At 61.7% G+C, this 23,487-nt stretch carries 24 protein-coding genes; 13 read left to right on the top strand and 11 right to left on the bottom strand.

The window, feature by feature from the left end:
* Positions 1-8 precede the first annotated feature (8 nt).
* From CQ002_RS05185 to CQ002_RS05165, 5 genes are all read right to left on the bottom strand, one after another.
* The gene (locus tag CQ002_RS05185; protein WP_105161688.1) at positions 9-635 is read right to left on the bottom strand and encodes a DUF1120 domain-containing protein; all 627 of its coding nucleotides are present in this window, start codon (positions 633-635) and stop codon (positions 9-11) included.
* A 61-nt stretch (positions 636-696) separates the two neighbouring features.
* Complete coding sequence (locus tag CQ002_RS05180; protein ID WP_105161689.1) at positions 697-1,317, bottom strand: DUF1120 domain-containing protein; 621 nt, start codon at positions 1,315-1,317, stop codon at positions 697-699.
* Between the two features lie 47 nt (positions 1,318-1,364).
* The gene (locus CQ002_RS05175) at positions 1,365-1,988 is read right to left on the bottom strand and encodes a DUF1120 domain-containing protein (RefSeq protein WP_034102305.1); all 624 of its coding nucleotides are present in this window, start codon (positions 1,986-1,988) and stop codon (positions 1,365-1,367) included.
* Between the two features lie 29 nt (positions 1,989-2,017).
* Entirely contained in the window at positions 2,018-2,644 is a 627-nt protein-coding gene (locus tag CQ002_RS05170) for a DUF1120 domain-containing protein (protein ID WP_105161690.1), read from the bottom strand.
* A gap of 51 nt (positions 2,645-2,695) precedes the next feature.
* Positions 2,696-3,325, bottom strand: a complete 630-nt coding sequence (locus CQ002_RS05165; protein ID WP_105161691.1) for a DUF1120 domain-containing protein — start codon at positions 3,323-3,325, stop codon at positions 2,696-2,698.
* Positions 3,326-3,725: 400 nt separating this feature from the next.
* Between CQ002_RS05165 and CQ002_RS05160 the strand changes: the two genes are divergently transcribed.
* From CQ002_RS05160 to dacB, 7 genes are all read left to right on the top strand, one after another.
* Positions 3,726-4,556 (top strand): response regulator, encoded by an 831-nt coding sequence (locus CQ002_RS05160; RefSeq protein WP_069021880.1) that lies wholly within the window; start codon positions 3,726-3,728, stop codon positions 4,554-4,556.
* A 207-nt stretch (positions 4,557-4,763) separates the two neighbouring features.
* Positions 4,764-5,399, top strand: a complete 636-nt coding sequence (locus CQ002_RS05155) for a response regulator transcription factor (protein WP_025855642.1) — start codon at positions 4,764-4,766, stop codon at positions 5,397-5,399.
* Between the two features lie 91 nt (positions 5,400-5,490).
* Complete coding sequence (locus CQ002_RS05150; protein ID WP_034102309.1) at positions 5,491-5,961, top strand: nuclear transport factor 2 family protein; 471 nt, start codon at positions 5,491-5,493, stop codon at positions 5,959-5,961.
* 37 nt (positions 5,962-5,998) lie between these two features.
* On the top strand, positions 5,999-6,274 hold the full coding sequence (locus CQ002_RS05145) for a GIY-YIG nuclease family protein (RefSeq protein ID WP_016978233.1): 276 nt from the start codon (positions 5,999-6,001) through the stop codon (positions 6,272-6,274).
* 76 nt (positions 6,275-6,350) lie between these two features.
* Complete coding sequence (locus CQ002_RS05140; protein WP_034102310.1) at positions 6,351-7,286, top strand: glutathione S-transferase family protein; 936 nt, start codon at positions 6,351-6,353, stop codon at positions 7,284-7,286.
* Positions 7,287-7,395: 109 nt separating this feature from the next.
* Positions 7,396-9,819, top strand: a complete 2,424-nt coding sequence (locus CQ002_RS05135) for a TonB-dependent receptor (protein ID WP_105161692.1) — start codon at positions 7,396-7,398, stop codon at positions 9,817-9,819.
* 95 nt (positions 9,820-9,914) lie between these two features.
* Positions 9,915-11,372: a D-alanyl-D-alanine carboxypeptidase/D-alanyl-D-alanine-endopeptidase gene (gene dacB, locus CQ002_RS05130; protein WP_105161693.1), complete on the top strand. Its 1,458-nt coding sequence runs from the start codon at positions 9,915-9,917 to the stop codon at positions 11,370-11,372.
* 1 nt (position 11,373) lies between these two features.
* On the opposite strand, the gene CQ002_RS05125 is transcribed toward dacB, so the two are convergent.
* A complete protein-coding gene (locus CQ002_RS05125) occupies positions 11,374-12,153 on the bottom strand; it encodes an IclR family transcriptional regulator (protein WP_034102313.1) in 780 nt (259 codons plus the stop codon).
* Positions 12,154-12,273: 120 nt separating this feature from the next.
* On the opposite strand from CQ002_RS05125, the gene hmgA reads away from it, so the two are divergent.
* The 4 genes from hmgA (at position 12,274) to CQ002_RS05105 (ending at position 16,968) form a co-directional block, all read left to right on the top strand.
* Positions 12,274-13,557, top strand: a complete 1,284-nt coding sequence (hmgA, locus tag CQ002_RS05120) for a homogentisate 1,2-dioxygenase (RefSeq protein WP_105161694.1) — start codon at positions 12,274-12,276, stop codon at positions 13,555-13,557.
* 3 nt (positions 13,558-13,560) lie between these two features.
* On the top strand, positions 13,561-14,847 hold the full coding sequence (fahA, locus tag CQ002_RS05115; RefSeq protein ID WP_105161695.1) for a fumarylacetoacetase: 1,287 nt from the start codon (positions 13,561-13,563) through the stop codon (positions 14,845-14,847).
* 12 nt (positions 14,848-14,859) lie between these two features.
* Complete coding sequence (gene maiA / locus CQ002_RS05110; RefSeq protein ID WP_105161696.1) at positions 14,860-15,495, top strand: maleylacetoacetate isomerase; 636 nt, start codon at positions 14,860-14,862, stop codon at positions 15,493-15,495.
* 135 nt (positions 15,496-15,630) lie between these two features.
* Positions 15,631-16,968: an aromatic acid/H+ symport family MFS transporter gene (locus CQ002_RS05105; RefSeq protein ID WP_034102317.1), complete on the top strand. Its 1,338-nt coding sequence runs from the start codon at positions 15,631-15,633 to the stop codon at positions 16,966-16,968.
* A gap of 17 nt (positions 16,969-16,985) precedes the next feature.
* On the opposite strand, the gene CQ002_RS05100 is transcribed toward CQ002_RS05105, so the two are convergent.
* Positions 16,986-17,789 (bottom strand): SirB1 family protein, encoded by an 804-nt coding sequence (locus CQ002_RS05100; RefSeq protein ID WP_034102318.1) that lies wholly within the window; start codon positions 17,787-17,789, stop codon positions 16,986-16,988.
* Between the two features lie 187 nt (positions 17,790-17,976).
* On the opposite strand from CQ002_RS05100, the gene CQ002_RS05095 reads away from it, so the two are divergent.
* Positions 17,977-18,996 (top strand): Glu/Leu/Phe/Val dehydrogenase dimerization domain-containing protein, encoded by a 1,020-nt coding sequence (locus CQ002_RS05095; protein ID WP_034102319.1) that lies wholly within the window; start codon positions 17,977-17,979, stop codon positions 18,994-18,996.
* Between the two features lie 54 nt (positions 18,997-19,050).
* On the opposite strand, the gene CQ002_RS05090 is transcribed toward CQ002_RS05095, so the two are convergent.
* A complete protein-coding gene (locus CQ002_RS05090; protein ID WP_012722374.1) occupies positions 19,051-19,311 on the bottom strand; it encodes a YebG family protein in 261 nt (86 codons plus the stop codon).
* Between the two features lie 248 nt (positions 19,312-19,559).
* Here CQ002_RS05090 and CQ002_RS05085 point away from each other — a divergent pair, with 248 nt between their 5' ends.
* Entirely contained in the window at positions 19,560-20,048 is a 489-nt protein-coding gene (locus CQ002_RS05085) for a phosphate-starvation-inducible protein PsiE (RefSeq protein ID WP_034102320.1), read from the top strand.
* Here the strand turns inward: CQ002_RS05085 and CQ002_RS05080 are convergent.
* The 3 genes from CQ002_RS05080 to CQ002_RS05070 form a co-directional block, all read right to left on the bottom strand.
* Positions 20,045-20,359: a DUF3509 domain-containing protein gene (locus tag CQ002_RS05080; RefSeq protein WP_034102321.1), complete on the bottom strand. Its 315-nt coding sequence runs from the start codon at positions 20,357-20,359 to the stop codon at positions 20,045-20,047. The two genes, CQ002_RS05085 and CQ002_RS05080, sit on opposite strands and share 4 nt — an antisense overlap.
* A 300-nt stretch (positions 20,360-20,659) precedes the next feature.
* Entirely contained in the window at positions 20,660-21,961 is a 1,302-nt protein-coding gene (locus CQ002_RS05075) for a serine/threonine transporter (RefSeq protein ID WP_069021900.1), read from the bottom strand.
* A 61-nt stretch (positions 21,962-22,022) separates the two neighbouring features.
* Positions 22,023-23,399, bottom strand: coding sequence for an L-serine ammonia-lyase (locus CQ002_RS05070; protein ID WP_098465837.1), 1,377 nt, complete (start codon positions 23,397-23,399; stop codon positions 22,023-22,025).
* Positions 23,400-23,487 lie beyond the last annotated feature (88 nt).

Genomic DNA, 23,487 nt, shown 5'->3' with positions numbered 1-23,487 from the left:
AATAAGGGTTACAGGTACTTGAGGTCCAGGGTGATCGAACCTTGCAAAGGCACTTCTTCCTTCAGCGTCAGGCCACTGGCCGGGCTGATGGCGGTTTCCACTCGCAGGCTGGCTACCAACTGCCTGATGGGCTCGGGCTGGAGGGCGTCCGAGCGCGCGAACCCAATGTATTGCGCCGGGTAGGCGTTGGCCTCGGGGTGCCAGGTGCCGCCGTTGTCGGGCGACGTCAGGACACGCAGCGCCGCGCCGTCGCCTACCGGCCCACGCAACGCCAAGCCCACTGACCCCAGGCGTTCCGACGGCGCGTGAATGTTCATGCCCAACCCGTAGAACACCAGCGGTGCCGGCGATGAGCCCGGGTGATTATCGATACCCACCAGGGCAAACAGGGTCGGGCCTTCGCAGCTGATACTCAGGCCCAGTTGCTGGCTGGGCAGTTGGGTGTATTCACTTGGCTTCAAGGTCCGTGCCGGGATCTTGCCGAAATCGACCAGGCCGCTGTCGGACAGCGATACGCTGCAGGCCTGGGGCGTGATTCGGCCGGTCACGCTCAAGTCCACGGTGGACCCTGCGAGGGCGGGCGTCAGGTTCACGGCGAGCAGCATGAGCGCGCAGGAGAGGATCGTTGTGTTCATCACGTAGGATCACTGTGGAAGAGTTCGGTATCAAAGACGTGCGCCAAGCAGCGCCAGGGTGTTACAGGTAGCGGGCTTCAAGGGTTACGTTGCCGTCGAAGGGGACTTCGCTCGTCAGCGTCAGGCTGTCGGTAGCCTCGATGGCGGCGATGACGCCTAACCTTGCCGAGAATCGAGTGCTGGGAATCGGCTGGCTGGCATCCGCCAGGGCGCTGGGCGCGTATAGCCCCGGTAGAGTATAGGTGTAGGCTTTTTTCCAGGTCGCTCCATGGTCTTGCGACTCACTCATTTGGACGGCGGTGTTATCCACCCTCGGATCTTGCAGGTACGGGGTAAGAAAGCCGATTTTCTCCCCGGCGGGGGTCAACCCCAACCCTGGGTAACTCGGGTTGGAGCTGGTCCCCGATCGGTTATCAACGAACTGCAAGGCCATCGCGGTGGGCGCCTCGCAATGGATGTCGAGTGACAAGTCCATGTGTTCGAGAAACGTGATATCGGTCTGTTTCAAGTCTTTTGCCGCTATCTTTCCGTAATCGATAACCCCTCCATCGGACAGTGTGGGAGCACAAGCACTCGGCGTGATCAACCCCCGTACGGTCAGGTCGGTAGTCGAGGCCGCAATGGCGCTGGTACTCGCGCCCAACAGCAGGGCGCAACTAAGGGTGCGGTGCAGGGTGTTCATGGCTCGGATCAATCCTGGGTTGTCGGGGGTAAAGCGCACGGTCGGGCTTACCAGTACTTCAATTGCAGGGTGGCATGACCGTCGATGGGCACCTCATCCACCAGGGTCAGGTCGGTGGCCTTGACCAGGGTGGTAAACGCGCTCAAGCGGGCGGTCAACACCTTCAGGGCGATCGGGGCGTTGAGGTCGTCAGCGCTGGCAAAGGCAGTCAGGCCTGCGTGCCCCAGGTAAGTGGAAGGGCGCCAGGAGGTCCCGCCGTTGCTGGACATGATGGTGCGCACCGGCACCGTGTCGGCCACTGCGTCCAGGACGCTGAACGCGACGCTGCCCAACATCTGGTCGTCATTGACCCTGCCCAGGCCCTGGCTGGCAGGGTGGATGGCCGAGGTGCCGGCGCGGTTGTCGATGGCAGTCAGCGTGAACAGCGTTTCTGCCTCGCAAGTCACCTCCAGTTGCAGGTTGGCGGTCTCCAGGCGAGTCGGCTGGTCGGGGGCCAGGTCCTTCACGGTCAGTTTGCCGTGGTCGACGATGCCGCCGCTGGACAGGCTGGGAACGCAGGAACTGGGTGTAATCACGCCGGTGACGCTCAAGTCGGTGGCGCTCGCGGCAAAAGCACCAGGAGTGCCAGCCATCAGCACAGTTGCGGTAAAGCAGGTCAGGGCACGAATCATGGTTGACACATCCTGTGGGGTAAGGTGGCTTACAGGTACTTCACTTCGAGGGTGGCAGAGCCGTTGAATGGCAGTTCATCGAGCACATTCAGTCTACGGGTCGGAGAGATAAGGGGGCTGATGACGAGATCCGTGCTCAGCGCCTGGATGGGGCTTGGCGCCCACAATGGACCACCGGGTTGATCACTGAATGCTGCGAGGAAAACCACAGGCCACACGTTGTCTTCATTGTTTTTCCAACTGTCGCCGTCGGCTGAGGCGATGTGGGTAGCCGGGGACCCGTCGGCAATCGGGTTGGTGAGCATGAGGTGATAGCTACCGATGTTTTTGTCGCCAATCATGCCCAGGCCGTAGTAGTTGTAAGGGTCAATCGAGCCGGTACTGTTGTCGATGCCTTTGAGGGCGAACAGTGTGGGGCCCTCGCAGGTGACGGTCATTTGAAGGCTGGTCGCCGGTAACTCGGTTATAAGGTCGGGATGGAGATCCGACACGGAGATTTTTCCGTAGTCGACAACACCCATGCCAGACAAGTTGGGTGTGCAGGCCGTCGGCGTGATTATTCCCTTGACGGTCAAGTCGACGCTGCTGGCGGCATACACCTGTGAGCCGGCGGTCAGCAGCAATGAGAGGGCAAAGAGTCGGGAGCAGGGGGGCATGGCAAAAGAATCCGAGAGGGCGCGCGGTGCGCCGGGTCAAAAAAGGGTGATTTACAGGTACTTCACTTCGATCGTGGCAGAGCCGTCGAGCAGCACTTCATTGGCCAGGTCCAAGCCTCTTGCCGCGGCAATCTCAGTGCGCACTGTCATGTCGGTCGTCATGTCCTGGATAGGAATCGGTCCCCTGTTGATGCCTGAATCGGCACCGAAGCCCGCCAAGGTCCCGGCTTGCCACACTGCCCCATCCATGCTGTTCCAGGTCAGCCCGCCGTCAAGGGACTCAACCGGATAGATGGTCTGGGTATCTGCCACCACATTGCTGAATTCAAGTGCGTAGTGACCGATTTTCTGCGTGTTATTAATCAGGCCCAGGCCGTAGCCGTACGACGCCGTGGTCGAAGAGGCACGATTGTCTATGCCGTTCAGCGCGAACAAGGTTTGCGCGTCGCAGTTCACGCTCATCTGCAAGATGACTTTGGGCAAATGCGTCGAAGTGTTTTGGTTCAGGTCCTTGGCGGAGATCTTGCCGTGATCGACAATGCCGTTGGCGGATAAGGTCGGCGTGCAGGCACTCGGCGTGATCAGGCCTTTGACGATCAGCTCCACTGAGCTTGCGGCAACGGCCGAGCCCTGGTGGGCGATCGTGAGAAAGAGGGCGAGTGCAGCGAGAGGCTTATTCATGTCGTGGGTTCCGGTGCAAGGATTGCTGACTGTGGGTCGTGTGTAACCGTCATGTGTTTGCGACCACCGGGAATGGCTGGCCGCGCCCTTTTTGGGCAGCGGCGAATTTATCCAGCGTGAAGGGCCGGGGGAATACAACAATTACGACAGTGAGCGGAAGTCGTACGTCGTTGATCGGCGATGTCGGAACCGGCTTTTGATTACGTAGGATTTATGCAGTTTTCGTAGTTGTTGTATGGTCCGAAGCCCTCCATTCGACTATTTTCCGGTCCGCTTTCGCGGTCATGAAAAACTCAAAAAGATCATCCAGAATGCCGCGTCCTGTTGATCAGGTCGGGGCTGTTTCCTGCACGCCTTGCGTGCCATCCACGCCCGTTCATTACGGTAAGTCGAGGTCGTCATGTCATCGGGCATTCCCCCAGGCAACGGCAGTGGGCATGAACCCCTGCCGCCGGCCACCTCGCCCGCCTATTGGCGCCGGCTCAAGGTGTTGGTGATCGACGACCACCCGGCGTATTGCCTGCTGATGGGCGGGATACTGGAACGGCTGGGCCTGGACTATGAGGCCTGTCGGGACGGTCGCGCCGCGCTCGCCGCCATGGACGAGCACCACTTCGACCTGATCCTGACCGACTGCCAGATGCCTGGCATGGATGGCTACGCCATGACCCGCAGGGTTCGTGCGCAGGAACGTGAGGCCATGACGACGCGAGTCCCCATCATCGGCTTGACCTCCAACCTGGGCCCGGAAGAGGTCCGCCTGTGCCTGGAAGCCGGCATGGACGCCTGGCTGGTCAAGCCCCTCACCTTCATACAACTGCGCAACGTCCTGGTGTACTGGCTGGCGCAGGCCGACATGTGCGTGCCGAGGCCTGAGGGTGAGGTTCATGCCCAGTTCACGCGCGAAGGCTGGCCAACGCGTGCCGTGCTGGTGCAGATGTTTGGAGGTGGCGAGGTCTTGGAAAGCATGCTGGGCAGCCTGACGCATGAGGCACGGCAAGACTTGCGAGCGCTGTCGAGTGCAGTGATCCGCCTCGATGAGGGGGCCACCGTCCAGCACTTGCACCGGCTGATCGGCAGCGTTGCATTCCTGGGCGTTACCTCGCTGGAAAAACGTGGCATCCGGCTGATCTCGGCGGTCACCCGCGATGGCGTAGCCATGCATGCCCGTACCTTGGTGCGACTGCGACAGGATCTGGTGCGTTACCTGGCCTACCTGTCGACGCTCTGAAGTTCACCGTCATGGTCCGATTTGCAGGAATTTTACGACCTGTAATGTAGGGCGTTTCTGGCGGTACATTCTGTTTGTTTTGTAGGCCTTAATCTCGTCGGCAGCGATTGCGGGGCTATTCGCCATTAGCGGGTTTTGTTGACGGTTGTTGCGATCCAGAACCAGCGCTATTTTTGCGCAGGTCAATTTGCCATCATGGTGTCCCTCATGCTTCGCGTAATAATTGCTGACGATCATCCAATTGTGCGTATCGGCCAAAAAGTAGTGATCGAAGCGAATGGAAAGTGCAAGGTGGTCGGCGAGGCCGATGGCCCCGATCAGTTGCTCGCCTTGCTCGACCGCACGCCCTGCGACCTGCTGGTGACCGACTTTGCCATGCCGGGCAACCAACAGGCGGACGGTTACGGCCTGTTGAGCCTGATGCACCGCAAGTACCCAGCGATGCCGGTGATCCTGGTGACCATGTTTGCCAACGTCGCCACCCTGCGTGCCTCCTTCACCCACGGCGCCCGGGCGATCGTGGCCAAGAGTGCCTCGGCCAGGGAGTTGCCCCAGGCCATCAAGGCGGTCAGCGAGGGCCAGACCTTTGTCAGTGAATGCCTGCGGGTGCAACTGGTGGAAGCCGGCACCGGTGATCAACAGGCGGTGCCGCAGTTGTCCGGCAAGGAGCGTGAGGTGGTGCGCATGCTCGCCAGTGGCCTGACCGTCAGCCAGATTGCCGCGCGGGTCAATCGCAGTATCTCGACCATCAGCAAGCAGAAAAGCACAGCGATGAGCCGGCTGTGCATTTCCACCGACGTGGATTTGTTCGCCTATGCCCGCAGCAGCGGCATGGTGCCGTGATACCGGTCATTTGCGCGGCGAATGTCAGTAGCATTGGCGACGTGGGCGGCTTATCGTGCGGCTATCTTTTCGACGCCAGCGGAGCCTGCCCATGAGTGATGCCCATAACGCCCTGATCACCGAGTTCTACAGCGCGTTCCAGCGCCTGGACGCCGAAGCCATGGCTGCCTGCTATACGGACGACGTGCTGTTCAGCGACCCGGCGTTTGGCGAACTGCGCGGGCGCGATGCCGGGGATATGTGGCGCATGTTGACCACGCGGGCCAAAGACTTCTCCCTGACGTTCGACCATGTGCGCAGCGACGAAACCACGGGCAGCGCGCATTGGGTGGCGACGTACCTGTTCAGCGCCACCGGCAATACGGTGGTCAATGATATCGGTGCGCGGTTCGTGTTTCGCGACGGCAAGATCTGCGAGCATCACGACCACTTCGACCTGTGGCGTTGGTCGCGCCAGGCGTTGGGTCTCAAGGGCCTGCTGCTGGGCTGGTCGCCGGCGCTGAAAAACGCCGTGCGCGCCCAGGCGCTCAAAGGGCTGAAGGCATTCCAGGCCAGTCGTTGATAAGATTGGCGCTCTTCTGGTTTGCCGACATTGACCCGTGACTGATCCTTCCGAACCCAAGCCCTGGTTTGTCTACCTGGTGCGTGCCGCCAATGGTTCGCTCTATTGCGGCATCAGTAATGACCCGGTGCGCCGCTTTGCCTCCCACCAGAGCGGCAAGGGCGCACGGTTCTTTCTCTCCAGCCCGGCCGTGGCGCTGGTGTACACCGAGCAATGTGCGAGCAAGGGCGAGGCGCTGCGCCAGGAACGCCTGATCAAGAAGTTGAAGAAGAGCGCCAAGGAGTGCCTGGCGGCAAGCGGCTCATTGATCTGACTGATGGGTTCCCATCGCCCCCACGCGTGATTTTGCAGGCTAAGCTAGCGGCTCATTCCATTGAGCGGAGCCTGGCATGTCTGAGTTGATCCTCCACCATTACCCGCAGTCCCCCTTCGCTGAAAAAGCTCGTCTGTTGTTGGGCTTCAAGGGCTTGTCCTGGCGCTCGGTGCTTATTTCACCGGTGATGCCCAAGCCCGACCTGACCGCCCTGACCGGTGGCTATCGCAAGACACCCGTACTGCAGGTCGGCGCCGATATCTATTGCGATACCGCGTTGATCGCCCGCCGCCTGGAGCAGGAGAAGTCGTCGCCGGCGCTGTATCCACAGGGCCTGGAACTGGTTACTCAAGGCTTCGCCGCCTGGGCCGATTCGCTGGTGTTTTCCCATGCGGTGGCGCTGGTGTTCCAGCCGGAATCCCTGGCGGTCAAGTTCGCCAAGGTGCCGCCGCACATGCTCCAGGTGCTGGTGGCCGACCGTACCCAATTGTTCAGCGGCGGCACCGCGACCCGGGTACAACTGGAGGTGGCCAAGCATCAGTGGCCGGCCATTGCCAGCCGTATTGAACAGCAGCTGCAGCACCAGGCCGGGGATTTCCTGTTCGGCGAGCCGTCGATTGCCGACTTTGCCCTGGCCCATCCGCTGTGGTTCCTCAAAGGCTCGTCGGTGACCGCGCCACTGGTTGATGCGTATCCCGCTGTCGCCGCGTGGCTGGACCGGGTGCTGGGCTTTGGCCATGGCACCGCCAGTGAGATGAGTGCCGAGCAAGCCTTGGACGTCGCCCGCAACGCCACACCGGCCGCCTTGCCCGATGAAGTGTTCGAAGACTTGAACGGCTTCAAGGCTGGCCAGCCGGTGACTGTTTCGGCGACCGACTACGGCACTGACCCGGTGGCCGGTGAACTGCTGTTTGTCGGGCGTGAAGAGCTGATCCTGCGCCGTAGCGACGAACGCGCTGGCACCGTGCATGTGCATTTCCCACGCATGGGGTTTCGCATTCAGGCGCAATAAAGAAAAATATTTGCAAATAAAGGTGAGGTAAATCCACCGCCCAACCGTGTAGTGCTTGAAACTGCGATCTATTCGCATTAACAGCGTTTTCTACACGGGTTCTCACAGCATGAAGTCGACGGCGGGCGGTTGGGTAAAACAGTGGCTGGGAGCCTCGGCATTGGCAGTGTCGGGGCTGGCGTTGCTGCCTCTGGGCGTGGCGCAGGCGCAGGAGCAGCAAAGCACGCAGTTCAACTTTGCCCTGGCAGCCAAGCCGCTGCCCCAGGCACTGAGCGATTTCAGCCGGGTCACCGGGATCAGCGTGATCTACACCGATGAAGCGCCGTACGGCTTGAACGCCCCGGCGGTCAGCGGGCAGATGAGCGCGACCCAGGCCCTGCAACGGTTGCTCGGCAGCACCGGCTTTACCTTCCGCCAGATCGACGCCCGCACCCTGGCCCTGGAGCCGGTACCCACCGAAGGCGCGGTCAATCTCGGCGCGACCACCATCAGTGGTGTCGGCCAGCAAACCCAGGACAGCACCAGCTACCAGCCACCGCCCACCAGCTCGGTGATGCGCTCCCATGGCCTGCTGCTGGAGACCCCGCAAACCGTTAACGTCGTGCCCGCCCAAGTACTGCGCGACCAGACCCCGCGCAACCTGGACGATGCCCTGGGCAATATCAGTGGCATCACCCAGGCCAATACGCTGGCCAGCACCCAGGACGCGGTGATGTTGCGCGGTTTTGGCGACAACCGTAACGGCTCGATCATGCGCGATGGCATGCCTATCGTGCAGGGGCGTGCGCTGAACGCTACGGCGGAGCGGGTCGAAGTCCTCAAGGGCCCCGCCTCCTTGCTGTATGGCATCCAGGACCCGGGCGGCGTGGTGAACATCGTCAGCAAAAAGCCTGAGCTGGTTCAATCCACCGCGCTGACCGTGCGCGGCTCCACCTTCGGTGACGGCAAGAATGGCAGCGGCGGCAGCCTCGACACCACCGGCCCGATTGGTGACAGCGGCCTGGCCTATCGGCTGATCGTCGACCATGAAGACGAAGACTACTGGCGCAACTTCGGCACCCACCGCGAAAGCCTGATCGCACCGTCGCTGGCCTGGTATGGCGACACCACCCAGGTGTCGTTCGCCTACGAGCATCGCGAGTTTCTCACGCCGTTCGACCGTGGTACCGCCATTGATCCCAAGACCAACCACCCGCTGGATATCCCGTCCACCCGTCGGCTGGATGAACCGTTCAACAACATGGAAGGCCGTTCCGACCTGTACCGTTTCGAAGCCGATCATGACCTGAACGACAACTGGAAAGCCCACTTCGGCTACAGCTGGAACCGCGAAACCTACGATGCCAGCCAAGTGCGTGTCAGTGCGGTGAATACCAACGGCACCCTGACCCGCAAGATGGACGGTACGAAGGGGGCGATCACCACGGACCGCTTCGCCACCGCGAGCCTGGAAGGCAAGGTCAATGTGTTCGGCCTGCAGAACGACCTGGTGTTCGGGCTGGATGACGAGTACCGCAAGATCTACCGTGCCGACCTGATTCGCCAGGATTCACGGGGCACGTTCAGCTACCAGAACCCGGTGTATGGCAATGAAGTCGCAGGCACCAAAGTCAGTGCTGCCGACAGCGCCCAGACCGACCTGCTGCGCAGCGATTCGCTGTTCTTCCAGGATGCAATCCACCTGAATGACCAGTGGATCTTTGTCGCCGGCGCGCGCTACCAGATGTATGACCAGTACGCAGGCAAAGGCGTACCGTTCAAGGCCAACACCAACGGCAACGGCCAGGCCTGGGTGCCGCGTGCCGGGCTGGTGTATCGCTACACCGATGAACTGTCGTTCTACGGCAGCTACACCGAGTCGTTCAAGCCCAACTCCACCATCGCCGCGCTGGCCGACGGCAGCACCTTGACCGGCGACCTCACCCCCGAGGAGTCCAAGTCCTGGGAGCTGGGGGCCAAGCTCGACATCCCAGGGCGCATCACCGCCAGCGCGGCGTTGTTCACCATCGACAAGCGCAATGTGCTGGTGTCGGTCGGCTCCGGCGCGAACACCATTTACAGCATCGCCGGCCAGGTGCGCTCCCGTGGCCTGGAACTGGACGCCACCGGCCAACTGACCGACAAGTGGAGCCTGATCGGCAGCTATGCCTACACCGATGCCGAAGACATCAAGGACAAGGATCCGACCCTGGAAGGCAACCGATTGCAGAACGTCGCCAAGCACACCGGCTCGCTGTCGGTGGCCTATGACTTTGGCAATATCTTCGGTGGCGATCAGTTGCGGGTGGGGACCGGTGCGCGTTACGTCGGCGAGCGTGCGGGCGACGCCGCCAATGATTTCACCTTGCCGGGTTATACCGTGGCGGATGCGTTTGCCACTTACGACACCAAAATCGATGGGCAGAAGGTCAAGTTCCAGCTCAACGTGAAGAACATGTTCGACCGCGTCTACTACACCTCGGCGGCCAGCCGGTTGTTCGTGTCCATGGGCGATGCGCGGCAGGTGTCGGTATCGAGCACCCTGGAATTCTAAAAGGGGGGCATCACCCTTGTGGCAAGCCTGCTCGCCACAAGGGAACGGAGCTGTTAGCGTTGCCGCCACTGATAGCTTTGCGGACAACGCGACTGATGTATTTTGGAAAATGGACACACACCAGCGGCATGCTGGTTGGCCTGAGCCTTTTGCTGGGAGGTTGCGCGAGTGTTTCTCAGAATTCCTCCCCAGCCATCATCGAACACTTGATGGCTGACCCGGCCCTCAACGGTGCCACCGTCTCCCTGACGGTGCGTGACGCCCGCAGCGGCAGCACGCTCTACCAACACAACCCCCGGGCTCGTCTAATCCCGGCATCCAACCTCAAATTGCTGACCACCGCAGCGGCAATGGACGTGTTGGGGCCGAACTACCGCTTCTCCACCCAACTGCTGAGTAACGGTTCGCAGCAAGGCGGGCGCCTCAGCGGCAACCTGTACCTGCGCGGCCTGGGCGATCCGACCACGCAATTGGCCGACTATCAGGCATTGGCGGCACAACTGGCAGCGCAGGGCGTGCGTCAGGTCCAGGGCGATCTTGTCTTCGACGACACGTGGTTCGACGCCGAACGGCTGGGCGTGGACTGGGCACATGACGATGAAAGCACCTACTACGGCGCGCAGGTTTCGGCGCTGACCGTGTCACCCGATACGGATTTCGATGCAGGTACGTTGCTGGTCACGGCGAAGGCGCCCGTGACGGCTGGCCAGCCGGTGAGCGTGGTCGTCAGCCCCTCCACCGATTACGTGCAACTGAACAACCGCGCTGTCAGCGGCCCCGGCAACAGCTACGGCATCACCCGCCAGCATGGCACCAACCTGCTGCAACTGACGGGCGCACTGGCGCCGGGCAAACAAAGCCGGCAATGGGTGAGTGTGTGGGAGCCGACGCAACTGGTCGCCAACCTGTTTGAGCAGGCGTTGGCGCAGCAGGGCATCCAGGTGCTAGGCCGGCGGGTGATTGGCGGTGCAAGCCCTGCGACAGCCAACGTGGTGGCCGAACATCAGTCAGCGCCGCTGCAAGAGCTGATCACGCCGCTGCTCAAACTCTCGAACAACAACATGTCCGAAGCCTTGCTCAAGGCCATGGGGCGCAAAGCGTCTAATGCGGGCACGGCGCAGGCTGGCGTGGCAGCAGTGGCGGACTTCATGCGGCGCCAGGGGTTGGACCCGATGACGCTTAGCCAGGTGGATGGCTCGGGCCTGTCACGGCGCAATCTGGTGTCTTCGCAGGGCCTTACCGATCTGCTGCTGGTGACGGCCAAACAGCCTTGGTTCGAGGCTTGGTACAACGCCTTGCCGATTGCCGGCAACCCGGATCGCATGAGCGGCGGCAGCCTGCGCTACCGCCTGCGTGCCACGGCAGCGCAAGACAATCTGCACGCCAAGACCGGCTCCATGGCCGGCGTTTCCTCCTTGAGCGGCTACATCACCGACGCCGATGGCCGGCGCCTGGTGTTTTCAATGATCAGCAACAATTACCTGAGCAACGCGGCGCCGATCCGGACGCTGGAGAACCGGGTGGCGCTGGCGCTGACCCAATGGCACGACTAGCTCAGGGCTGATAGCCCATGCGCCAACTGACTGCGCGGGTCGCTGCCAGTAAGCGTTGCGCCGCCGGGCCGTCCTCGTCGGCGTGGAACAGCGAGGTAGGGCCGACCACGGTCATCACCGCCGCCACGTGGCCGATGGCGTTGAACACCGGCGCCGACAACGCATCGACGCCGGGCATCAGCAAACCATGCACAAAGTGCAGGCCACGGCTGCGGATCTGTTCGCAGACGGTGGCGTAGGCCTGATCGTCCGCCAGGGCATGGGCGATGCCGGCCTGGATCTCGCGCTCGCGCAACTCCACGGTTTCCCGCGAGGGCAGGAAGGCGCTGAAGACCAGTCCGGTGGACGAACCGAGCAGTGGTAGCACCGAGCCCAATTGCGTCACCACGGTCACCGCACGCACCGCCGGTTCGATTTGCACCACGGTCGCGCCCTGGTTGCCCCACACCGCCAGGAAGCAGGTTTCATTCAATTCATCGCGCAGCTCCGCCAGGGGCATCGCGCCGACTTTCAACACGTCCATGCTGCCCAGTGCCGCCAGGCCCACGCGCAGCGCTTCGCGACCCAGGCCATAGTGGTTGGTGGCGGTGTTCTGTTCGGCAAACCCGGAGGCGATCAGTGCTTGCAGGTAGCGGTGCACCTTGCTGGCCGGCATCTGCACGTGCTCGGCCAGGCGCGACAACGAGGTCGCCGGAGACAGCTCGGCCAGGGCCTTGAGGATATCGGTGCCCACTTCGGCCGAGCGGACTTTCTGTTTACCGGTGTCGCGGGGCTTTTCCATGGAGGGGCGAGAATCCGAGAGATGAATGGGCGTCTTTATAGCTTGACGGTCGATAGTGATCAAATTACGTTATGCGTAACTGGATTACGATAAAAACAACTTCCGCTCAGAGGACGATCCATGAACCTCGAATACCTGTCGGGCTTCGGCAATGAATTCGCCAGCGAAGCCCTGCCCGGGGCATTGCCCGTGGGCCAGAACGCTCCGCAAAAAGCCCCCTACGGCCTGTACACCGAACTGTTCTCCGGCACGGCGTTCACCATGGCGCGCAGTGAAGCCCGGCGTACCTGGCTGTACCGCATCCAGCCGTCGGCCAATCACCCTGCGTTCAGCAAGCTTGAGCGGCAGTTGGCCGGGGGGCCGTTGGGGGGCGTGACGCCCAATCGCTTGCGCTGGAATCCGATGGATATTCCGAGCGAGCCGACGGACTTTATCGATGGGCTGGTAGGAATGGTCGCTAATTCCGGGTCCGATAAACCCTCGGGTATCAGCATCTACACCTACCGCGCCAATCGCTCGATGGAGCTTGTGTTCTTCAACGCCGATGGCGAACTGTTGATCGTCCCCGAGCAGGGTCGCCTGCGTATCGTGACTGAACTGGGGGTGCTGGAAGTCGAGCCGCTGGAAATCGTCGTGCTGCCACGCGGGCTCAAATTCCGTGTCCAATTGCTGGATGCGCAAGCTCGCGGTTATGTTGCCGAAAACCACGGCGCGCCGTTGCGGCTGCCGGACCTGGGCCCGATCGGCAGCAATGGCCTGGCCAACCCGCGCGATTTCCTTACGCCGGTTGCCCACTACGAAGACTTGAAACAATCGACAACGCTGGTACAGAAATTCCTTGGCGAGCTCTGGGCCTGTGAGCTGGATCATTCCCCGCTCAACGTGGTCGCCTGGCACGGCAACAACGTGCCGTACAAATACGATCTGCGCCGCTTCAATACCATTGGCACCGTAAGCTTCGACCACCCGGACCCGTCGATCTTCACCGTGTTGACCTCGCCCACCAGCACTCATGGCCTGGCCAATCTCGACTTCGTGATCTTCCCACCGCGCTGGATGGTGGCCGAGAACACCTTCCGTCCGCCATGGTTCCACCGCAATCTGATGAACGAATACATGGGCCTGATCCAGGGTGCCTACGACGCCAAGGCCGAAGGCTTCCTGCCCGGTGGCGCGTCGCTGCACAGCTGCATGAGTGCCCATGGCCCGGACGGCGAGACTTGCACCAAGGCCATCAATGCGGACCTGGCGCCGCACAAGATCGATAACACCATGGCCTTCATGTTCGAGACCAGCCAAGTGCTGCGCCCGACCCAGTTCGCCTTGGACTGCCCACAACTGCAACCTTCCTATGACGCGTGCTGGGCCTCGTTGCCCGCCACCTTCAACCCGAACCGGAGATAACCCATGACTCAGCCCACACTTACCCGCAGCTGGGTGGCCTCCGCGAATGGTCACACCGATTTTCCCCTGCAAAACCTGCCGCTGGGGGTGTTCAGCGTCAATGGCTGCGCACCGCGCGCTGGCGTCGCGATTGGCGACTCGATCCTGGACCTGCACGCCGCGATCGATGAGTTTGACGGTGATGCCCGTCGCGCCGTCGAAGCGACCGCCGGTGGCCAACTGAACGCTTTTTTTGAACTGGGCCGCGGCCCGCGCGTGGCCTTGCGCGAGCGTCTGCTGGCGTTGTTGGCCGAAGGCAGCAAACTGCAGGTGCGTGAAGCGCAAGTGCTGCATCGTGCTGCCGATTGCCAGATGCATGTACCGGCGCGAATCAATGACTACACCGACTTCTATGTCGGCATCGAACACGCGCAAAACGTCGGCAAACTGTTCCGTCCTGATAACCCCTTGCTGCCGAACTACAAGTACGTGCCGATTGGTTACCACGGCCGTGCGTCGACCATCCGCACCTCGGGCACGGACGTGCGCCGCCCCAAAGGCCAGACCTTGCCAGCCGGCCAGGCCGAGCCGACCTTCGGTCCGTGCGCGCGCCTGGACTACGAATTGGAACTGGGCGTGTGGATCGGCCAGGGCAATGAGATGGGGGATTCGATTGCCATTGGTGATGCGGCTGAGCATATCGCCGGTTTCTGCCTGCTCAATGACTGGTCGGCGCGGGATATCCAGGCCTGGGAATACCAGCCATTGGGGCCGTTCCTGTCGAAGAGTTTCATTACCACCATTTCGCCGTGGGTAGTGACGGCCGAGGCGCTTGAACCGTTCCGCAAGGCGCAACCGGCGCGACCGGCAGGTGACCCGCAACCGCTGCCGTACCTGCTGGACCCACGCGACCAGGCTGCTGGCGCCCTGGATATCGAGCTGGAAGTACTGCTCACCACGGCGGCCATGCGCGAACAGAACCTACCGGCTTTTCGCCTGGCCCTGAGCAATAGCCTGCATATGTACTGGACGGCCGCGCAATTGGTGGCGCACCACAGCGTCAACGGCTGCCAACTGCAGGCGGGTGACCTGTTCGGTACAGGGACCCTGTCGGGGCCGCACGCCGGTCAGTTCGGCAGCCTGTTGGAAATGACCGAGGGCGGTAAAAAGCCTGTCGAGCTACCGTCTGGCGAAGTGCGCAAGTTCCTCGAAGACGGCGACGAAATCATCCTGCGTGCCCGCTGCAGCCGCGAGGGATTTGCCTCCATCGGCTTTGGCGAATGCCGTGGCACCGTGGTCGCGGCGCGCTAGGAGGGCAGGGTGATGGAACTCTACACCTACTACCGTTCCACCGCGTCTTACCGGGTACGCATTGCCTTGGCACTCAAGGGCCTGGATTTCACCGCCGTGCCGGTCAACCTGCTGGTGCCGGCGGGCGGTGCGAATCGCCAGCCGGCGTACCTGGCGATCAACCCGCAAGGCCGTGTGCCGGCCTTGCGCACCGATGAAGGTGAGGTGTTGATGCAGTCGCTGGCAATCATCGAGTACCTGGAGGAACGTTATCCACAGGTGCCGTTGCTTTCCACCGACTTGGTGGCCCGGGCCCATGAGCGTGCGGTGGCGTCGATTGTCTGCTGCGATATTCATCCGCTGCACAACTCCAGCACCCAGAACCTGTTGCGCCAATGGGGGCATGACGAGGCGCAACTGCTGGAGTGGATCGGCCATTGGATCAGCCAGGGGTTGGGCGCGGTGGAGCAACTGATAGGCGATCGGGGCTTTTGCTTTGGTGAGCAACCGGGGATGGCGGATGCATTCCTGATTCCGCAGCTGTATGCCGCGGAGCGCTTCAAGGTGCCGTTGGCGGCGTATGCGCGTATTGGGCGGGTGGCGGCGTTGGCGGCGCAGCATCCGGCATTTATCCAGGCGCACCCTGCCAACCAACCTGACACCCCTTGATCCCTGTAGGCGCCGGCTTGCTGGCGACGGCGGTAGTTGAGTCGATCGATCATGGTCTGACCCCCCGCCATCGCTGGCAAGCCAGTGCCTTCGGGCTGTGCTTGACCCTAAAAATAAAAACAAAGGTACCTTGCGATGCACAATCAGATTGCCAGCTTGCGCGCGGCACTCGACGCCCGTCCGGTGTCGCGCTATCAGTGGTTGATCCTCCTGTTGCTGGCGCTGCTGCTGGTGACCGATGGCTACGACGCCCAGGTGCTGGGCTATGTGGTACCGGCGCTGGCCAAGGACTGGGGCCTGGAGAAAGCCGCGTTTGGTCCGGTGTTCAGTGCCAACCTGCTCGGGCTGACGTTGGGTTCACTGCTGGTCACGCCATTGGCCGATCGCTTTGGCGTGCGACGCATCCTGCTCGGCTGCGTGCTGGTCTACGCCAGCCTCACCGTGCTGATGGTGTTCGCCAACTCACTGACCACCCTGATGGCCGCAAGGTTTATCTGCGGCATCGGCATGGGCGGCGCCATGCCCAGTGCCATGGCGTTGATGTCGGATTATTCCCCACCGCGACTGCGCACGTTGATGGTGACGTTGGCGGCCTGTGGCTTCTCGTTCGGTGGGGCGGCGGGTGGGTTTGTGGCGGCGGGGTTTATCGAAGGCTTCGGGTGGCAGGCGGTGTTCCTGGCCGGGGGCGTGACGCCGCTGCTGTTGTTTCCTTTTCTGGTGTGGTTGCTGCCGGAGTCCCTGCCGCGCTTGCTGCGTGACGCGCCACCTTATACGCGGCTGCAGAAGGTCACATCACGCATGCTGCCGGGCTGGCAACCGCCGCCTGCGACCCAGGCCGAAAACCAGCAGGAGCAAGGCAGTAAACTGACCGTCGTGGAGCTGTTTCGCAACGGTTACGCGCGGCCGACCGTGCTGATCTGGGCGACCTTTTTTGTCAGCCTGATCCTGCTGTACTTCATGATCAGTTGGTTGCCTTCGCTGCTGCTGGAGAGTGGGCTGACGTTAAAAGAAGCCAATCTCGTGACCTCGATGTTCCTGTTTGCCGGCACCTTGGGCGCCATCGGCATGGCCTGGTTCGCCGACCGCTTGAAAAACAAAGTGCGACTGCTGGCCGGCGTGCTTGCGGCCGCAGCGGTGTGCACCCTCCTGCTCGGCCTCAACCATGACAACCCGCGCTATCTGGTGGCCTGTGTGTTTGCGGCCGGGTTTTGCATCATTGGGGGCCAACTGACCCTCAATGCCTTCGCCAGCAACTTCTACCCGGCACACGTACGCGCCACCGGTACGGGCTGGGCGCTCGGTGTGGGGCGGTTTGGCTCGATCCTCGGGCCGCTGTTTGGCAGCATGCTGCTGGCGATGCATATCCCGGTGGAGCAGATTTTCTTCTTCTGTGCGATCCCGGCAGTGATTGCAGCGTTGTTGATCATCCAAGTGCGCTCGCCGCAACAACCGCGTTCACCGCAGGAGAAATGACCCCGCAAAGCAGGGGTTCAATGCACGACTGAATTGGGCGGCAGGTGCCCGAGGCGCTCGGTCAAGCGCAGGCGTTGGATGGGGTCTTCGCTGAGCATCAACGCATGTTCCAGGTCAAAACGCTCGGCATTCGGGCAGTCAAGTCGCTGGTAGAGGCTGGCCCGTGCCAGGTAGTCGGCGGCGCTGGCATTGCCCAGTTCCAGCACACGCTCGGCGTCGACCAGTGCCGCGAGCGGGGCATCGTTGGAAAGGTGCAATTGCCGCAGGTTGCGTGACAGCCGCTGCAGGATCGAACGCGGATCGGCGGTGTGCAGGTGGTCGGCCTGCAATGTGAGGTTGGGCCCATACTGGCGTTGCAGCAGGTCACGGCAATCATTGGGGTACAGGCGCCGGCCGCCGCACGGGTCCAGCAGATGATCGGCGCCGGGCACCCGCAGTAGGAAGTGGCCGGGGAAGTTCACGCCGACCAGGGGGATGTCCAGGCGTCGCGCCAGCTCAAGGGCGATCAACCCCATGGCCAAGGGCTGCCCGCGTTTGCGCTGCAGCACCTTGTCCAGCAGCGCGGCGGCGGGGCGCAGCGGGGTGAATTCATCCTGGGCGAACCCCAGGTCATTCATGCGCCGCAACAGCGGCTGCCCCAGTTCGTCCGCCGGCAGCAGGGGCATGCCCTGGTGCACCTGTTGTTGCAGTAACGTCAACGCCTGCAGGATCTGCACCGGCTGCACTGCCGGGTCATGCTCGGCGGCTATCCACAGCGCCGCTTCAAACAGCGCGGGGGGGGAGCGTTCCAGGCAGGCGAAAAAGGCTTTGCGGGGATTCATTGCATTCTCCGGCGGATGCTCCCGTTTTAGCCTTGCTGGGAATGTTCGTCCAGTGCCTTAGGAAATATCCTGCTCGCTTATGTCACAAGCGTTTCGAAAACGGGCGTCTTATTCCAGTGTGGTCCGGCAGTTTTCTGCCGCAAGCCTATACTTGGCCCACTACCAAAAGTGATTCGGGAGCTTGACGATGTTTGCTCTCATGCATAGCACCCGCCTTGAATCGCTGCACCTGAGCGTCGACCCGGTCACCGGGCTGAAGGCGGTCATCGCCATCCATAACAGCCGCCTGGGGCCTGCTCTCGGCGGCTGTCGCTATCTGTCCTACCCCGACGATGAAAGCGCCGTGGCCGATGCCGCGCGCCTGGCCCAGGGCATGAGCTACAAGGCCGCATTGGCGGGCTTGCCGGTAGGCGGCGGCACCGCGGTGATCCTGCGCCCGGCCCACGTGGAAAACCGCGCGGCGCTGTTTGAAGCCTTCGGCCGCTGTATCGAGCAACTCGACGGTCGCTACATCACCGCCACCGACAGCGGCACCTCAGTGGCCGACATGGACTGCATCGCCCAACACACCCGCTATGTCACCAGCACCAGCGCCGCTGGCGACCCTTCGCCGCATGCCGCCATGGGCGTATTCGCCGGTATCCGTACCACCGCGATGGCACGGCTGGGCAGTGATAACCTCGAGGGCTTGCGCGTGGCGATCCAGGGCTTGGGCAACGTCGGTTATGCCCTGGCCGAACAACTGCACGCCGCCGGGGCCGAACTGCTGGTCAGCGACATCGACCACGGCAAGGTGCAATTGGCCATGGAGCAACTGGGCGCGCACCCCATCGCAAACGATGCCTTGCTCAGCACCCCCTGCGACATCCTCGCACCCTGCGGCCTGGGCGCCGTATTCAATCGCCAGAGCGTCGGCCAACTGCGCTGCGCCGCCGTTGCCGGTTCCGCCAGTGCGCAATTGACCAACCTGCAAGTGGCCGACCAACTGGAAGGCCGCGGCATCCTCTATGCCCCCGATTACGTGATCAACTCCGGTGGCCTGATTTACGTCGCGCTCAAACACAGCGGGGCGGAACTGCCGACCATCACCGCGCACCTGTCGAACATCGGCAAACGCCTCACGGAAATCTTCGCCCACGCCCAGGCCGAAAAACGCTCGCCCGCACGGGTGGCGGATGAATTGGCCGAGCGCCTGCTTTACCAATAGCCAGTTATTAAAAAGGCCCTGAATCCATGATTCAGGGCCTGTTCAATTCGGGCTTTATTCCGCCGGTGCGTTCAGCAACTCGGACAACGCGTCCGGCTGGCTCTTGAACGCCTTGGCAAATACATCGCGGTTCTTCGCCATGTAGATCCCGGCTTCTTCCACCTGCTGCTCGCTCAGTGACGGCACGGCTTTTTGCAACACTTCTGCCAGCAACTCAGCGAGTTCAAGCATCTTGTCATGACGGTCAGCTTCGGCTTTATCCATGAACAAACGCTCCAGATCTCGGCTGCTGCGGTATACCACTTCGACGGCCATTCACCACCTCACATGCCTTCACGATAGTTGTCTTTTGCGACTACTGTATTTATATACAGCTAAAAGGGTAAGCCAAACAGCGGGCTTTGGGTAGCAGTTTTTTAATGTAGCCCGTAAATACAGGTTTGGCGTGTCTCATGTCACGCCGCCATCATCTCATACCTGCCCCTGGCCTTTTTTCTGCATGCAGAACAACCGTCACGTCCAACCCGCATTATCCGGTCGAGTCGACCTAAGGAAGCATCATCGTGAAGATCAATTGGGCCGAAAGGCTGCGCCAGAACGTACACGGGCTGGCCGAGTCCCTGGGCAATCTGTTTGTCGAGTCGTTCCACTACCTGGCGCTGTTCGCCATTGGTGCGGTGACCGCGTGGGCAGCGGTGATGGAGTTTCTGGGGATGCTCGAGAACGGGCATATCAAGATCGATGACATCTTGCTGCTGTTCATCTACCTGGAATTGGGTGCGATGGTCGGGATTTATTTCAAGACCAACCACATGCCTGTGCGCTTCCTGATCTACGTGGCGATCACCGCGCTGACGCGCTTGCTGATCTCCAACGTGTCCCACCACAACCCACCCGACGTTGGCATCATCTACCTGTGTGGCGGGATTCTGCTGTTGGCGTTTGCGATCCTGGTGGTGCGCTACGCGTCGTCGGCGTTTCCGTCAGTGAAGGTCGAAGGCCCGCGTCGCAAGGGCGAGGCGAGCCTGGAAACCGAGAAAGGCGAGCTTTAAAGCCCGACGCTGAAGGGCAGGGGACGGGCCGGCGGCCGCTGCAGCACTTTGTGGTCGCCATCAGTCATCACCGCCAGGATTTCCATGGCGCTGTGGCCCTGCTCGATGGCAATGCCGAATTGGATGCTCTGCACCAGTCGCTTCAGGCGCTTGGGGTCATTGCGTTGTTCGGCGCTGATCATGCGTTTGGCCACCACGCCTTGATCGTTGGAAAGGGTCAGCATGATGCTGCCGTCCAGCCGTTGGATGCTCAGGTTGACACGGTATTGGGGCGTAAACGTGTCGGTGATGATCTGAAAAGGATTGTCCATGGTGCGTTACCGCCTGATAAGAACATGCAGTCATTGACGACCGGTGTCGGGATTAGTTCGCGTTGCCTGACCACCGGCCACTCCGTCGCTGAGGTTTCACAAATTCCGTTTGCCTCATGAGCTGTACAGCAAAGGGCGTGCCGTGCGCGACTCCGCTAAGCAGCCAAATCCCAATGTGGGAGGGGGCTTGCCCCCGATAGCAGTCTTTCCGCCGAGCATTCATTGGCTGACGCTCCGCTATTGGGGGGCAAGCCCCCTCCCACCGTTGCTTTGGATTGCTGTTGAAATCGGTGACCTGTTTCAGGGCAGTACCGAGAAAACGATCGCAGACAGCGCAATCAAGCCGATCACCACCACAAACACGTTCGACAGCTGGCCCGAATACTGGCGCAGGGAGGGTACGCGGCGGATCGCGTACATCGGCATCAGGAACAGCAGGCAAGCGATGATCGGCCCGCCCAGTGTCTCGATCATGCCCAGGATGCTCGGGTTGAAGGTGGCCACGGCCCAGCAGGTCAGCACCATGAACAGTGCGGTGCAGCGCTCCAGCCATATGGCCGACATCGAGCGGTTACGCCCGCGCAGGGATTTGACGATCAGGCCCTGGAAACCTTCGCTGGCGCCGATGTAGTGGCCGAGGAAGGATTTGGTGATCGCTACCAGCGCGATCAATGGCGCGGCGTAGGCGATCACCGGGGTCTGGAAGTGGTTGGCCAGGTACGACAGGATCGAGATGTTCTGGGCCTTGGCCGCTGCCAGGTCTGCCGGCGACAACGCCAGTACACAGCTGAAGCAGAAGAACATCACGGTCAGCACCATCATGCCGTGGGCGGTGGCGAGGATACCGCTGCTTTTGCGCTCGGCCTGCGGCCCGTACACGCGTTTCTGGTCGACGGCAAACGCGGAGATGATGGGCGAATGGTTGAAGGAAAACACCATCACCGGGATTGCCAGCCACAGGGTCTTGAAGAAGGTCGGCAGCGGCATGCCCTCGCCAGCGGAGGCGAAGAATGCGCCGTTCCAATTGGGGATCAGGCTGACGGCCAGCAACAGCAGGGCGGCAACGAACGGGTACACCAGCACGCTCATGGCTTTGACGATTACGCCCTGGCCGCAGCGCACAATGGCCATCAGGCCGAGGATCAGTACCAGCGACAGGATCGCCCTGGGCGGCGGGACCGTGTGCAGTTGGTGTTCCATGAAGCTCCCGAGGGTGTTGGTCAGCGCCACGCTGTACACCAGCAGGATCGGGAAGATTGCGAAGAAATACAGCAGGGTAATCAGCTTGCCCGCGCCGACGCCGAAGTGTTCTTCGACCACCTCGGTAATGTCGCCGGATTTGCCCGACAGCACAAAGCGCGTCAGCCCACGGTGGGCGAAGAAGGTCATGGGGAAGGCCAGCAGTGCCAGCACGATCAGCGGCCAGAAGCCGCCGACGCCGGCATTGATTGGCAAGAACAGCGTGCCGGCACCGATGGCGGTGCCGTAGAGGCCCAGCATCCAGGTGGTGTCGTGTTTGCTCCAGCCAGTTGTAACGGTGTTCTCTACAGCAGGACCTGCTTTTGAAGGTGTCGCAACGTCAGGTGTACGTACATCGGTCATCGTTATTGCCTCGTTATTATTTTTGCGCGGGCTCACGTAGGGGGCGGTCGGGGAATGCTCCTCAGCACTCCACCCAGCTCACGGCCAGGCCGCCCCGTGAAGTTTCTTTGTATTTGTCATGCATGTCGGCGCCGGTATCGCGCATGGTGCGGATCACCCGGTCGAGGGAAATGAAGTGCTTGCCGTCTCCGCGCAGGGCCATTTGCGTGGCGTTGATCGCCTTCACGGCGGCGATGGCATTGCGCTCGATGCACGGCACTTGCACCAGGCCACCTACCGGGTCGCAGGTGAGACCGAGGTTGTGTTCCAGGCCGATCTCGGCGGCGTTTTCAAGTTGCTCGGGGGTTGCACCCAGTACATCGGCCAAGCCGGCAGCGGCCATGGCGCAGGCCGAACCGACTTCACCCTGGCAGCCGACTTCGGCGCCGGAGATCGAGGCGTTTTTCTTGCAGAGAATGCCGACGGCAGCAGCGGCCAGGAAGAAATTGACCACGTCGTCGTCAGACGCGTCGGTGTTGAATTTCATGTAGTAATGCAGCACGGCCGGGATAATCCCCGCCGCGCCATTGGTCGGCGCGGTCACCATGCGCCCGCCGGCGGCATTTTCTTCGTTGACGGCGAGGGCAAACAGGTTGACCCATTCCATGGCCGACAAGGTTGAAGTGATCACATTCGGCTTGCCGATTTCCAACAGGCTACGGTGCAGTTTCGCCGCCCGGCGCGGCACGTCCAGGCCACCTGGCAGAATGCCTTCATCGCGCAGGCCTTGCTCTACGCATTCGCGCATCACGGACCAGATATGCAGCAGCCCGCTACGGATCTCTTCGTCGCTGCGCCACGCGCGTTCGTTGGCCATCATCAGTTCGGAAACCCTCAGGCCGTGCTTATTGCACAAGGCCAGCAGTTCCACGGCGCTGGAGAAGTCGTATGGCAATTGCACATCGCTGGTCGGTGCAATGCCGGAGGCTGCTTCCGCCGCTTCGATGATGAAACCGCCGCCCACCGAGTAATACGTTTGCTCGCTCAGCAGGCCGTTTTCACCATAGGCATGTAAGGACATCGCATTGGGGTGGTAGGGCAGGCTCTCGTCCAGCAGCAGGAGATCTGTGTGCCAGTTGAAGCCGATTTCGTGAGTGCCGGCGAGCAACAGTCGCCCCGACTCGCGCAGTTGCTGGATGCGGGCATTGATCGAAGTGGGGTCGACCTTGTCTGGCCATTCGCCCATCAGGCCCATTACACAGGCGCGGTCGGTGGCGTGGCCGACGCCGGTGGCGGACAGCGAGCCGTATAGCCGTACCTCGACGCGCTGTGTTTTACCCAGCAATTGTTGGTCGGTGAGGGCCTGGGCGAAGGTCGCCGCCGCTCGCATTGGGCCGACGGTGTGGGAGCTGGAAGGGCCAATGCCCACCTTGAATAGATCGAAAACACTGATAGCCATGCTAAAGCCTTACAAGCAATGGAGTAGGAATCGCTGCCATGTTTTGTAGGACGAGCGCAATTGGCGCGATACTGAGCCTCTGGAACGG

It is taken from the genome of Pseudomonas sp. MYb13 (assembly GCF_002980075.1).
Taxonomy (GTDB): Bacteria; Pseudomonadota; Gammaproteobacteria; order Pseudomonadales; family Pseudomonadaceae; genus Aquipseudomonas; species Aquipseudomonas lurida.
Note: the sequence above shows the minus strand (reverse complement) of the source record. Positions and strands in the feature narration are given on the sequence as shown.